This window comes from Thioclava dalianensis, assembly GCF_000715505.1.
In the GTDB taxonomy this organism is placed as follows: Bacteria; Pseudomonadota; Alphaproteobacteria; order Rhodobacterales; family Rhodobacteraceae; genus Thioclava; species Thioclava dalianensis.
This window is the reverse complement of sequence record NZ_JHEH01000001.1, coordinates 219825-232470: the sequence shown is the minus strand read 5'-3', so window position 1 is coordinate 232470 and position 12646 is coordinate 219825. Positions and strand designations below refer to the sequence as shown.

12 protein-coding genes are annotated in these 12646 nt (G+C 62.7%); 8 read left to right on the top strand and 4 right to left on the bottom strand.

The window, feature by feature from the left end; genetic code table 11:
* Nucleotides 1-69: 69 nt before the first annotated feature.
* On the bottom strand, nt 70-264 hold the full coding sequence (locus DL1_RS01170) for a hypothetical protein (RefSeq protein WP_038061196.1): 195 nt from the start codon (nt 262-264) through the stop codon (nt 70-72).
* A 136-nt stretch (nt 265-400) separates the two neighbouring features.
* Here DL1_RS01170 and pepN point away from each other — a divergent pair, with 136 nt between their 5' ends.
* The 7 genes from pepN to DL1_RS01135 all read left to right on the top strand — a co-directional run bounded on the left by pepN (nt 401) and on the right by DL1_RS01135 (nt 9059).
* The gene (gene pepN, locus DL1_RS01165) at nt 401-2962 is read left to right on the top strand and encodes an aminopeptidase N (protein WP_038061193.1); all 2562 of its coding nucleotides are present in this window, start codon (nt 401-403) and stop codon (nt 2960-2962) included.
* Between the two features lie 87 nt (nt 2963-3049).
* The gene (locus DL1_RS21940) at nt 3050-3895 is read left to right on the top strand and encodes a fumarylacetoacetate hydrolase family protein (protein ID WP_038061191.1); all 846 of its coding nucleotides are present in this window, start codon (nt 3050-3052) and stop codon (nt 3893-3895) included.
* A 185-nt stretch (nt 3896-4080) separates the two neighbouring features.
* Nucleotides 4081-5223, top strand: a complete 1143-nt coding sequence (locus DL1_RS01155) for a Ppx/GppA phosphatase family protein (RefSeq protein ID WP_038061190.1) — start codon at nt 4081-4083, stop codon at nt 5221-5223.
* Nucleotides 5223-5981: an RlmE family RNA methyltransferase gene (locus tag DL1_RS01150; RefSeq protein WP_038061187.1), complete on the top strand. Its 759-nt coding sequence runs from the start codon at nt 5223-5225 to the stop codon at nt 5979-5981. The genes DL1_RS01155 and DL1_RS01150 overlap by 1 nt, the downstream gene beginning before the upstream one ends.
* Nucleotides 5982-6116: 135 nt before the next feature.
* Nucleotides 6117-7085: a GAF domain-containing protein gene (locus DL1_RS01145; protein WP_038061183.1), complete on the top strand. Its 969-nt coding sequence runs from the start codon at nt 6117-6119 to the stop codon at nt 7083-7085.
* Nucleotides 7086-7288: 203 nt separating this feature from the next.
* Complete coding sequence (locus tag DL1_RS01140; RefSeq protein ID WP_038061180.1) at nt 7289-8677, top strand: IS1182 family transposase; 1389 nt, start codon at nt 7289-7291, stop codon at nt 8675-8677.
* A 163-nt stretch (nt 8678-8840) separates the two neighbouring features.
* Nucleotides 8841-9059 (top strand): hypothetical protein, encoded by a 219-nt coding sequence (locus tag DL1_RS01135; RefSeq protein ID WP_038061174.1) that lies wholly within the window; start codon nt 8841-8843, stop codon nt 9057-9059.
* 137 nt (nt 9060-9196) lie between these two features.
* Here DL1_RS01135 and tyrS read toward each other — a convergent pair whose 3' ends face one another.
* Nucleotides 9197-10447: a tyrosine--tRNA ligase gene (gene tyrS / locus DL1_RS01130; protein WP_038061171.1), complete on the bottom strand. Its 1251-nt coding sequence runs from the start codon at nt 10445-10447 to the stop codon at nt 9197-9199.
* A 59-nt stretch (nt 10448-10506) separates the two neighbouring features.
* Here tyrS and DL1_RS01125 point away from each other — a divergent pair, with 59 nt between their 5' ends.
* On the top strand, nt 10507-11616 hold the full coding sequence (locus DL1_RS01125) for an anhydro-N-acetylmuramic acid kinase (RefSeq protein ID WP_038061169.1): 1110 nt from the start codon (nt 10507-10509) through the stop codon (nt 11614-11616).
* On the opposite strand, the gene DL1_RS01120 is transcribed toward DL1_RS01125, so the two are convergent.
* Together DL1_RS01120 and DL1_RS01115 are read right to left on the bottom strand one after the other, a co-directional pair.
* On the bottom strand, nt 11613-12050 hold the full coding sequence (locus DL1_RS01120) for a cupin domain-containing protein (RefSeq protein ID WP_038061166.1): 438 nt from the start codon (nt 12048-12050) through the stop codon (nt 11613-11615). The genes DL1_RS01125 and DL1_RS01120 overlap by 4 nt on opposite strands.
* The gene (locus DL1_RS01115) at nt 12047-12550 is read right to left on the bottom strand and encodes a hypothetical protein (RefSeq protein WP_051693225.1); all 504 of its coding nucleotides are present in this window, start codon (nt 12548-12550) and stop codon (nt 12047-12049) included. Before DL1_RS01115 ends, DL1_RS01120 begins: the two co-directional genes overlap by 4 nt.
* Between the last annotated feature and the right edge of the window lie 96 nt (nt 12551-12646).

Here is a 12646-nt window from a genome sequence, read left to right as displayed (position 1 = left end):
ATTTCGCATCTCGTGCAACCAGATTGCCCAGTCCGGCGTGATGGGTCTAAAATAGTGGCAGCTCAGGGCTCAGCGGACGGTCTCGCTCTGTGCGGCGGCTGTCACATGTGAGGGGGCAGCGCTTGAGCTTGCGCCCATTTTGTCCACGGAAAGTGCGAGCAATACGACCACCACACTCACCGAGGCTGCGATCACAGCATAGCCCAAAGTGCCGTTGGGCCGATCGGTGTCAATTTCGTCTATATCAGCTTTCAGTGCAGGCATGACGCCTCCTTCTGTCATTGCGCTGTTACTGTATCTATAAACTTTTCTTGTTCTTGGCCATGGTTGCGCAATCTAAATCCTGCTTTTACCTCAGGGAATGCAATTTTTATGCGTTTCGACCAGTTCAGAGGAAAACATGCCCCACAATGCTCCGGCCAAGCGTTTGTCCGACTATCGCGCCTTTCCGTTCGAACTTGAAATGGTCCGTCTCGATTTCGCGCTTGACCCAAAGGCAACCCGCGTGCGCGCGCAGATCGCCATCCGCCCGCTGCGCGCCGCAGCCGCCCTTGAGCTGGACGGGGAGCAGTTGGTGCTGCGCCGGATCGCGATTGATGGGCGCTCGCTCACGCGCGACGAATATTCTCTAAGCGACACGGGGCTGGTGATCGGGGCGGCGGCACTGCCCGCGCAGCCTTTCACGCTGGAGACCGAGGTCGAGATCGCGCCCGAGGAGAACACGGCCCTTGATGGGCTTTACATGTCGAATGGCATGTATTGCACCCAATGCGAGGCCGAGGGCTTTCGCAAGATCACCTATTATCCCGACCGCCCCGATGTGATGGCCCCGTTCCACGTCACAGTTACCGGGGATGCGCCGGTGCTCTTGTCGAACGGCAACCCGGTCGTGCAGGAAACGGGCCGGGCGGAATGGGTCGATCCGTGGCCCAAGCCCGCCTATCTATTTGCGCTGGTCGCAGGCGATCTGGTCGCGCATTCGGGGCAGTTTACCACCCGCTCGGGGCGCGAGGTCGCGCTCAATATCTGGGTCCGCCCGGGCGATGAGGACCGCTGCGCCTTTGCTCTCGGTGCGCTCCAGCGCGCGATGGCATGGGACGAGCAGGTCTATGGGCGCGAATATGATCTCGACGTGTTCAACATCGTCGCGGTTGATGATTTCAACATGGGCGCGATGGAGAATAAGGGCCTCAACATCTTCAACTCGAAATGGGTGCTCGCGAGCCCCGAGACCGCGACCGACGCCGATTTCGAGCGGATCGAGGGCATCATCGCGCATGAGTATTTCCACAACTGGACCGGCAACCGGATCACCTGCCGCGACTGGTTCCAGCTCTGCCTCAAGGAAGGGCTGACGGTGTTTCGCGACCAGTGTTTCACCGCCGATATGCGGCTTGGTCCGGTCAAGCGGATCGAGGATGTGAACACGCTGCGCGCCCGCCAATTCCGCGAGGACCGAGGCCCGCTGGCCCATCCGCCGCGCCCCGATCATTACCGCGAAATCAACAACTTCTACACCGCGACCGTCTATGAAAAAGGCGCCGAGATCGTGAGGATGCTGCACACGCTTGTGGGCGAGCAGGGCTACCGCGCGGCTCTTGATCTCTATTTTGAACGCCATGACGGGCAGGCCTGCACGATCGAGGATTGGCTGAAAGTGTTCGAGGACAGCTCGGGCCGCGATCTGCGCCAGTTCAAACGCTGGTACACCGATGCGGGCACGCCGCGCGTCACCGTCGCTCAAAGCTACAAGGACGGCACCTACACACTTGAATTTCGGCAAGAAACCGCGCCGACACCGGGCCAGCCGCAAAAACCTCTGCGCCATATCCCGATCACCGTCGGCCTGCTCTCGCCCGAGGGGCATGATCTGATCGAGACCACCACGCTCGAGATGACGCTCGCTCGCCAGAGTTTCGCCTTCGAGGGCTTCGAGACATGCCCTGTGCCCTCGATCCTGCGCGGTTTCTCAGCACCGGTCGTACTGGATTACGCTGAGGGCAGCGCCCCCGATCCGGCGTTCCTGCTGGCGCATGATAGCGACCCGTTCAACCGCTGGGAGGCTGGCCGCAGGCTGTCGCTGGCCAATGCGGTGGCGATGGCGCAGGGGGCTGCGGCCCCAGATGCGCGCTATCTCGAGGCGATGGGCGCGCTCTTGGCCGATGAGAGCGCCGATCCGGCGTTCCGCGCACTTTGTCTCCATCTGCCCTCCGAGGATCAGATCGCGCAATCGCTCCATGAGCGCGGCATGACGCCCGATCCCGATGCGATCCATACCGCCCATGAGGCGATGATCACAGCGCTGGCGCAGGCGCATGAGCCTCTGCTGGCAGGGCTTTACGACGCGATGGCGGTGCCGGGCGACTACCGCCCCGATCCCGAACCTGCGGGCAAGCGGGCGTTGCGATTGGCCGCTTTGGCCTTCCTGAGCCGGCTGGATGGTGGCGCACGGGCGAGGGCGCTGTTTGAGAGTGCTGACAACATGACCGAAAGCCTCGCCGCTTTGGCGCAATGCATCGGCGCGGGCGTGGGTGCGGGGCCGGTGGATACGTTCCGCGCACGCTGGAGCGGCGACCGGCTGGTCATGGATAAGTGGTTCACAACGCAACTGTCAGCCAGCGCCCCCGAGCAGGCGCTCGCGCGGGTCGAGGCTTTGGTCGAAGACCCGCTGTTTGACTGGAAGAACCCCAACCGCTTTCGGGCGCTGATGTCGGGCTTTTCGGGCAATCATGCGGGCTTCCACCGGGCCGATGGCGAGGGCTACCGGTTCTATGCCGACTGGCTGTGGAAGCTCGACGCGCTCAATCCGCAGGTCGCCGCGCGCATGTCCACAGCCTTTGAGACCTGGGCGCGCTATGATGCGGGCCGCCAAGCCCATGTGCGCAGCCAGCTTGAGCGGATCATGGGCGAAGATGGGCTCAGCCGCGATCTGTCCGAGATGACGGCACGGATGCTCGGTTGAGGCGCGAAATTTTCACCCCGGCGTCCGTTGCCCCTTGCGCCGGACGCAGGGCATGGTTTTCTTTGCCGGGAAACAGGAGGACAAGCGATGCGTTTGCTGCGCTACGGCCCAAAAGGGTCTGAAAAACCGGGATTGCTGGATGATCAAGGCGTGATCCGCGATCTCAGCGGTGAAATCGACGATATCGAGGGCGATGTGCTCTCCGATGAGGGGCTGGCCGCGATTGGCTCGCTCGATTTGAACGATCTTCCATCCGTGCCCCAAGGCACCCGCATCGGGACGCCTGTGGCAAAGATCGGCAAAGTGATCTGCATCGGGCGCAACTATGCCGAGCACGCCGCGGAATCGGGCGGCTCGGTCAGCGCCGAGCCGATGATCTTCATGAAAGCCACCTCCGCCATTCAGGGCCCCAACGATCCGATCGTGATCCCGCGCGGCGCCGAGCAGGTCGACTGGGAGGTCGAGTTGGGCATCGTCATCGGGACGGCTGCGAAATACGTCTCGGAGGCGGATGCGCTGAATTACGTGGCAGGCTTCGTGCTGGCCAATGACGTCTCCGAGCGCAGCTTTCAGCGCGAGCGCGCGGGCCAGTACACCAAGGGCAAAAGTTGCGACACGTTCGGCCCGCTCGGGCCATGGCTGGTGACGCGCGATGCGGTGGCCGATCCGCAGGACCTCGTGCTGAAAACCCGCGTGAACGGTGAGGTGATGCAAGACGATTCCACCGCGCAGATGGTGTTTGGCGTGACGAAACTGGTCAGCTATCTGAGCGACTTCATGACGTTGCACCCGGGCGATGTGATCCTCACAGGCACGCCCGCAGGTGTCGCGATGGGCATGAACCCGCCGCGCTATCTGCGCGCGGGCGATGTGGTCGAGACCGAGATTGCAGGGCTGGGCCAGCAACGCGCCGAGCTGGTGGCAGATAGCTGACGCGACGGCCTCAGGGCAACAAATCAGAAGGGACGGGCCGGTGGGATCACCGGCCTTTTCTTTTGTCCGGACGATGCACAAGATTTAGGCTATCGCCAAATCGTGACCCCTGTCGCATGCGGTCCCTTGAACCGGCAGGCGGGACGCGTTAGCGTCGTGGTAACTTGAAATCGGAGGGCGTGATCATGGCGCCCAGGCGTCCCCGGTCGGCGGGCGCGCTCCCGAAAACGGCACGGCCCGGCAGGGTCGGTAAGCCGAAATTGGTCGAGCGACCCGCGACCCAACCCGCCGAGCCAGACGAGCTATATGCCGCTCTGGATCTCGGTACGAATAGCTGCCGGATGCTGATTGCCCGACCGCAGGGCAGCCAGTTTCAGGTGGTCGACAGCTTCTCCAAGGCCGTCCAGCTCGGCCAGGGGCTTGAAACCTATGGCCGCTTGTCGCGCAGCTCTATGGCGCGCACGGTGCAGGCTCTGCAAATCTGCCGCCGCAAGATCGACACGCATGGCGTCAAACGGATGCGGCTGGTTGCGACCGAAGCCTGCAGACGGGCCAAGAATGCGCGCGATTTCATGCGCTATGTGCGCCGCGAGACCGGCCTGCCGCTTGAAATCATCGCCCCCGAGGAAGAGGCGCGGCTGGCCGTGATCTCCTGCGCCTCGCTCGTCAGTCCGAAATCCGAACAGGTGCTGGTGGTCGATATCGGCGGCGGCTCGACCGAGCTGGTCTGGATCGATCTTGAGGACGTGCCCCCCGGTGACCGCGCCCGCGCCATCATGCGGCTTTCGGAGGGGTTCAACCAGCCCGAGGGGCCGATCCCGGCGGCACGCGTCGTCGACTGGATCTCGGTGCCGCTTGGGGTGGCCACCCTCAAGGACCAGTTTGCCGATGTCGAGGATGATGCCGCGCGCTTTGCGCTGATGAGCTGGTTCTTTGAGGAAAAGCTCGCCGATTTCGCGCCCTATGCCTCGGGCAGCCCGCAGGAGGGCTTTCAGATCATCGGCACCTCCGGCACGGTGACGACAGTGGCGGCCTGCCATCTCGGTCTCAAGCGCTATGACCGCAACCGCGTTGACGGGATGATGATGACCAGCGCGCAGATCGACGCGGTGATCCGCACCTTCCTGCAGCTTGGCCCGGCCGGACGGCGGGCCGATCCGCGGATCGGGCGCGATCGGCACACGTTGATCATGTCGGGCGCTGCGATCTTGCAGGCGCTGATGCGGGTCTGGCCCACCGATCAGATGAGTGTTGCGGATCGCGGTCTGCGCGAAGGTCTGTTATATGCGCAGATGGCCGGGGACGGCATGTTGGAAGAGATGGAATAATGGCAAAGACACCGAGCGGCAAAAACACCTCTGGGCGCGGACAGCGCGATCTGCGCGTGCGGGTCAAGACGGCCAAGGGGCGCAAGCTGTCCTCGACGCTGTGGCTCGAACGTCAGCTCAATGACCCTTACGTGGTGCGCGCCAAGGCCGAAGGCTATCGCGGACGGGCGGCGTTCAAGATCCTCGAACTCGATGAGAAATATCGCTTCCTCGTGCCCGGCGCGCGGGTGGTCGATCTGGGCTGCGCACCCGGTGGCTGGCTGCAAGTCGCGGTTAAGCGGGTCAATGCGCTTGGCGAGAAGTCGGGCAAACGTGTGGGCACGGTGCTCGGGATCGATCTGCAAGATGTCGATCACGTTCCGGGCGCGGAATTCCACCAGCTCGATTTCCTCGAAGAAGGTGCCGACGACAAAGTCAAATCCTGGCTGGGCGGCAAGGCCGATGTGGTGATGTCCGACATGGCCGCCTCCAGTTCGGGCCACCAGAACACCGACCATTTGCGCATCATCACGCTGTGCGAGGCGGCGGCGGAATTTGCCTTTGACGTGCTCGAAGAGGGCGGCGTTTTTGTTGCAAAAGTGCTCGCCGGGGGCGCCGAGCAGGGGCTTTTGACCACGCTAAAGAAGAATTTTGAAAAGGTGGCCAATGTGAAGCCTCCGGCATCGCGGGCCGATAGCTCCGAGAAATTCGTGGTCGCCCAAGGCTTTCGCGGACGCCGTCACGAGGCGGGCGAGATGGATGAGGACGACCTCGCCTGAGCGGGGTTCGCGGCGCGGCACTGTCTCGGAGTTGAGACAGGCGGGCAGGGCAATCTCGTGAAATTCTATTGCGGTGGTATCGAATCGGTCTACCCTTGAACGCATGAGCACTTGCGCGAGAAGGGAGGCTTTCGCATGTCGCTGCCATTGAGTTCAAAGCGTCACCATGCCGATCTCGTGCGCGAGGTGGTCTCTTCGCCCAAGGCTGCGGGGCAGGCAGGCTTTGCGGCCAGCTGGCGGCGCTCGATGATCCACCACAAGATCGACCCTGCCGCGATGCCCCATGACGAGCGGCTGACCGAAGCCGAGATCCGCGCGCGCCGTGAAGCCTCAGGCCTGCTGTTGCAGATCGCGGCCCCCGTGCTCGACCGGTTGGCGCGGGCGGCTTGCGACGCGGGCTGCACGGTGCTGCTGTCGGATGCGGGCGGTCTGATCCTCGACGAGCGTGTGCGCGCAGGCGATGCGGGCGATTTTCACGCCTCCAACCTCGCGCCCGGTTCGGATTGGTCGGAGGGCGCGCAGGGCACGAACGGCATCGGCACCTGTCTGGCCGAGGGGCGCCCGGTCACCGTTTGGCGCGGCCAGCATTTCCGCTCGGGCAATACCGGGCTCACCTGCATGGGCGCGCCCGTCTTTGGGGCGCAGGGCGATCTGGCGGGCGTGATCGACGTCTCTTCGGCGCGCGATGACATGACCGAGGGCTATGCGAGCCTTGTTGCGCTCACCGCCCAAGACGCCGCGCAGCGCATCGAGGGCGATCTGTTTCGTACCGCTTTCCAAGGCGCGCGGATCTTGTCTGCGGGACCGGGCGAGAACGCGCCGCAAGGGGTGATGTTGCTGGCACTCGACCGCGATGATCTGGTGATCGGAGCGACGCGGGCTGCGCGCAAATATCTTGGCCTTTCGCCCGAGCAGATCGGCCAGATCCCGGCCAACGACCTGATCGGGCAGGGCCCGCGCGGTGGTCTGGCCGAGGCGCAACGCGCCGCAATGGCGCGGGCCCTTGCCCGCAACGGCGGCAATGTCTCAGCCGCAGCCCGTGATCTCGGGATCGGGCGCGCGACCTTCTATCGCAAGGCGAAATCGCTGAATTTAGGAGTGTAGGGGCGCGTCTCCGCTTTCGCTGCGCGCCGGGCTGGATGGGCGGCGCTTGTCATAGCTCAGCTAGCGCCGTCACACTGCGCGTGAGCCCCAGAAGGGCGAACTGCTGAATGTCCGTTTTGAGCCGATGCTGTTGAAAAACTCTGTGCTTGATCGGGGCAAGGGCTTCTGATTCCATTGGATTATGGGGATTTGGAGGGTTTGCGATGCTGGGAACGCAGAAGGTTCATGCCCGGTTGTTCTATGAGTTCGATCTCGAGACGCATATCCCTGCTGATCATCTCCTGCGGGGCATAGACCGCTTTCTGGATCTGGATGGTCTGCACGAAGAGATGCGCAGCTTCTACAGCCACACCGGTCGGCCCTCGATCGATCCTGAGCTCATGATCCGGATGCTGGTCGTTGGCTATGTCATGGGGCTGCGGTCTGAACGTCGCCTGTGCCAGGAGGTGCATCTCAACCTGGCCTACCGCTGGTTCTGCCGTCTGGGACTCGAGGACAAAGTGCCGGATCATTCGAGCTTTTCGAAGCTCCGGCACGGCAAGTTTCGCGACAGCGATGTCTTTCGCCTCGTCTTCGAGCGCGTGGTGGCCCAGTGCATCGCCCGTGGTCTGGTCGGCGGCAAGGGCTTCGCTGTTGATGCCAGCCTGATCAGTGCCGATGTCCAGAAGCAGAGCTCGAGTCGTCAGGATAAATGGGATGCGGCCACCATTGATCCAAACGATGCCTCGAGGGCGGTGCGCGAATATCTCGATACGCTCGACGAAGAAGCCTTCGGCGCGGCCACGCCCGTAAAGCCCAAGTTCACGGCTCATGCCGATCCTGCCAGCCAGTGGACAGCCGCGCGCAAGGGTCCCGCTTTCTTCGCCTATTCAGATAATTACCTGATCGATACCGATCACGGGATCATCATGGATGTGGAAGCGACCCGATCGGTCAGGCAGGCCGAGGTGGGCTCCACCCTCACGATGCTGGACCGCACGGCGACGCGTTTCGACCTGCGCCCCGATTGGCTTGTTGCCGACACGGCCTATGGGTCCGAGGAGAGCCTGGTTGAACTCGTCCTGAAACGGCAGATCCTGCCCTTCATCCCGGTTATCGACAAAGGTGAGCGCACGGACGGGACCTTGTCGCGCTCCGACTTCACTTGGGATGATGAGAATGACCGATATATATGCCCGGAGGGAAAAGATTTGCGGCACACGCGGCGGAATTATTCCGATCCTGACCGCATCTCGACCGAGGTGAAGCCACGCAAGTATCGCGCGACAAAGGCGGACTGTCAGGCTTGCCCATTGAAGGGGCAATGCTGCCCGAACAGCGACACGCGCAGCCTCCAGCGTGGGAAATACGAGGTGGTGCGTGATTTTGCCCGCAGTTGTGTGGCCTCCCCATTCAACGAGACCGCCCAGAAACGGCGCAAGAAAGTCGAGATGCTCTTCGCGCATCTGAAACGTATCCTGGGCCTCACCCGCCTGCGTTTGAGAGGTCCATTGGGGGTGAAAGACGAGTTTACACTCGCCGCCACCGCCCAAAACCTCCGAAAACTGGCCAAGCTCTGCCCGATAACAGTCCCATCGGCGCCGATCGGATGAGAAAACCGATCTGGCGGCTGTTCAAAGTGGTGAGATCTCAGTGAAAATGCACGAAGAGCGAAAACTAAGTCGAAGTCGCCATCGAGTTTTTCAACAGCATCAGCCCATTGTGTCCAACAGTTGAACGTTAGAAACTTCTCGTTGTGAGAGTGGGGGTGTTGCAATGGAAGACTTGGCATTGGCAGTTGCGATTGCCGTCAAATATATCGAAAGTCGAACAGCGGAAGAAGATTTAGATAATGACATTAAAGCTTTAGAGGAAATTGCAGCCCATTTGCAGTCTGCGGGTCACGAATACCAGCTCGAAGTATCGCTCGCTCTTAGCAGGATCGGTTCGCCGGACTTGATAGAGGCACTTGGGCTACAAGCGGACAGCAGCTAAGTCCGCATAGCGCTTATTCAACGCAAGCAGCCCCCGAAGATGTCTTCGGGGGCTGCTATTCTACAGGGTGTTTTGAGACGCAATGTCTCCTCTCCCGCAAAGGGCTGGCGCCCTAGGGCGCGCGTTCGGCTCCAGCCTCAACCCAGCGAGACCAGCGCGTGGCGCTTCTTGCCCGCGCTCAGCTTGACGGCTGCGCTCAGATCATCTGCGGTGAACATCCGCCCCGCATCGGCGCAGGTCTCGTCATTGACCTTGAGCCCGCCCTCCGCGATCAGCCGCTTGCCGTCCTTGCCTGATTTCGCAAGCCCCGAGCGCACGACGAGCTGGGCCAGCGAAATGCCCTCGCCGATCTCATCGGTGCTCAGCGTCAGGCTGGGAAGATCCTCGCCCACGCCGCCTTTCTCGAAGACCTCGCGCGCAGTCGCCTCGGCAGTCCGTGCCGCCTCGCGACCGTGGCACAGCGCTGTGACCTCATTGGCCAGAATGACCTTGGCGTCGTTGATTTCCGAGCCCGTCAGCGCCCCCAGACGGTCGCATTCCGCAACGTCCAGTTCGGTATAAAGCTTGAGGAATCGGCCCACATCGGCATCGGTCGTGTTGCGCCAGAACTGCCAGAACTCATACGGGCTCAGCATGTCGGAATTGAGCCAGATCGCACCGCCTTGGCTCTTGCCCATCTTGCGCCCGTCCGACGTGGTCAGAAGCGGCGAGGTGAGGCCATAGATCTCGTGATCGAGCACCCGGCGCGTGAGGTCGATCCCGTTGACGATATTGCCCCATTGATCCGACCCGCCCATCTGCAACAGACAGCCATAGCGGCGGTTCAGCTCAAGGAAATCATAGGCTTGCAGGATCATGTAGTTGAATTCGAGGAACGACAGCGATTGCTCGCGATCCAGCCGCGATTTCACCGATTCAAAGCTCAGCATCCGGTTGACCGAGAAATGCCGCCCGATATCACGTAGGAACTCAAGGTAGTTCAGCCCGTCGAGCCATTCGGCATTGTTGAGCATGAGCGCATCGGTCGCGCCGCTGCCATAGCTGAGATATTTCGCGAAGACCTGCTGCATGCCGTTGATATTGGCATCGATCTGTTCCGAGGTGAGCAGCGGGCGCTCATCGGCGCGGAACGACGGATCGCCGACCTTGGTGGTGCCGCCGCCCATCAGAGTGATCGGTTTGTGACCGGTCTTTTGCAGCCAGCGCAGCATCATGATGTTGAGCAGATGCCCGACATGGAGCGATTGGGCGGTGGCATCATAACCGATATAGGTCGGCACGACCCCCTTCACCATGGCCTCATCCAAGCCCTGATAATCGGTGCAGTCGGCCAGAAAGCCCCGCTCGATCATCACGCGCATGAATTCTGATTTGGGATGGTAAGTCATCGTGCTTGTTCCTTTCTTCACGTCGTGCGTATATCGGGGCAGGCGGCAAGAGGGAAGCCATGTTGAAACCGGGGCCGATCTGGGCGGCAGGCGCCATGTCTGGGACGTCACTCGATGGGGTGGATGCAGCCCTCGTGCTGACCGATGGCGAACGTATTCTCGATTTCGGACGCAGCGAGTATCGCGAATTTACCAAGGCCGAGCGCGGCATCTTGCATAAGGCTCTTGGGCGCTGGCCCGGCGAGGATGGCGTGGAAGATGCCTGCGAGGTGATCGAGACCGCCCATGCCGAACTGCTATCGGCCTTTGGCGAGGCGCAGCTCGTGGGCTTTCACGGCCAGACTTTGGCGCATGACCCGGACGGGCGGTTGGGGCCGCGCCGCACCCATCAGGCGGGCGATGGCTCGGTTCTGGCAGAGGTTCTGGGGCGCACGGTGGTGTGGGATTTCCGCAGCTCCGATGTCGAGATGGGCGGGCAGGGTGCGCCTCTCGCCCCGTTTTTCCATTTCGCCTGTGCTAAATATGCCGGGCTGACCGAGCCTTGCGTCTTTCTCAATCTGGGCGGCGTGGGCAATGTGACTTGGGTCGATCCGCGCCAGCCCTCGGCGGAAGTGGCGGGCGCGGTTCTGGCCTTTGACACGGGTCCCGCCAATGCGCCGATCAATGATCTGATGCGCGCGCGGCGCGCTCTGGATCAAGATGAGGGCGGTGCGCTGGCGCTGCAAGGCCGCGTCGATGAAGGGGCGTTACAGGCCTTTCTCAACCACCCCTACTTCCTCAAGATCCCGCCCAAGTCGCTGGATCGAAATGACTTTCATGACATGCTCGCTCGGGTTGGTACGCTGGAAGATGCTGATGCAGCGGCCACACTGACCGCCTGTGCTGCCGCCGCCGTGGCGCGCGGGGGCGAGCATTACCCGGTGCCGCCGAGCGCGATCTATGTCACCGGCGGCGGGCGGTTGAACCCGGCGCTGATGGGCGCGCTGCAAGCGCGGATGAATGTGCCGGTCTGCCCGATCGAGGATATCGGGCTCGATGGCGATATGCTCGAAGCGCAGGCCTTTGCCTATCTCGCCGTCCGCGTCGCGCGCGGCATGCCGACATCGGGGCCTGCGACAACCGGGGTTGCCGCGCTGATCGGTGGCGGCCAGATCTCGGTGCCGGGCTAGCGCTCCGCCCCCGGAATGTCGAACTCGGGCGGGGCCAGCTCAAACCCCTCAAAGCGAAACCCCGGCGAGACGGTACAGCTCACCAAGGTCCAATCCCCGGTCGTTCGCGCGCTTTGCCAGTGATGCGGCGGCACGCGGATCTGCGGCGTGGCGCCTGCCTCCAGATCGGGGCCTAGCACGCCCGCCTGCGCGGGGCCGGCCTCGGTCTCGGCCTGCGACAGGATAAGGGGGGCTCCGGCGTGGAAATGCCAGATCTCTGTCGCATCGACGCGGTGCCAATGGCTGATTTCGCCCGCGCGCAGCAGGAAATAGATGCAGGTCCCGGCGGGGCGCACACCCGGCTCGGCCTCGGCCACCCACGTCTGGCGGTAATGCCCGCCCTCGGGATGAGGCGCAAGCTGCAGTCGCGCGATGATCTCTTCGGCCTCGCTCATGGATCGGGCTCCTCCGGTTTGGGCGGTGGCGGTGGCGGCGCATGACGGCCTTCGCGGGCATATTCGACGCAGCCGTCGATGATCGGCGTGCACAGCTGGTTCGACAGCCGCATCGAATTGTTGTCGCCCGCAAACTCCACCTGCGCAACCTTTCCGTCATGAAACCGGATCTGCGCTTGGCAACTGCCCGAACTGGTGGTCGAGACACTGCCCGCCGTGCCGGTGAGCGGCCCGCCGGACAGCGTGGGCAGGCTGACATTATAGCCACCCCGTCGCGCATCGCGATTATAGCTCCAGATCTCGTCTTGCAGGTCCGCCTCATGCGTGCGCGTGGGAAAGCCCGCGCACATGCGGATATCGGTCTTGTTGAGCCCGATCAGTTCCTGTCGCGCCTCTGCCACGGGGGAGGCCTCGTGGATGAGCGGCGAGGTGTCGGCGGGAACCGTGCAGCCCGCAAGCGTGAGCAGCATCGGCAGGGGGAGGAGAAAACGGTGCGTCATGGGGTCGATGTCGCGCCGCAGTGGCGCGCGTTCAACCCCGCAACCTGCGATGCGCGCAAACGTGAGCCGATTATGGGGGGTGCTGGCAAGGTTTCG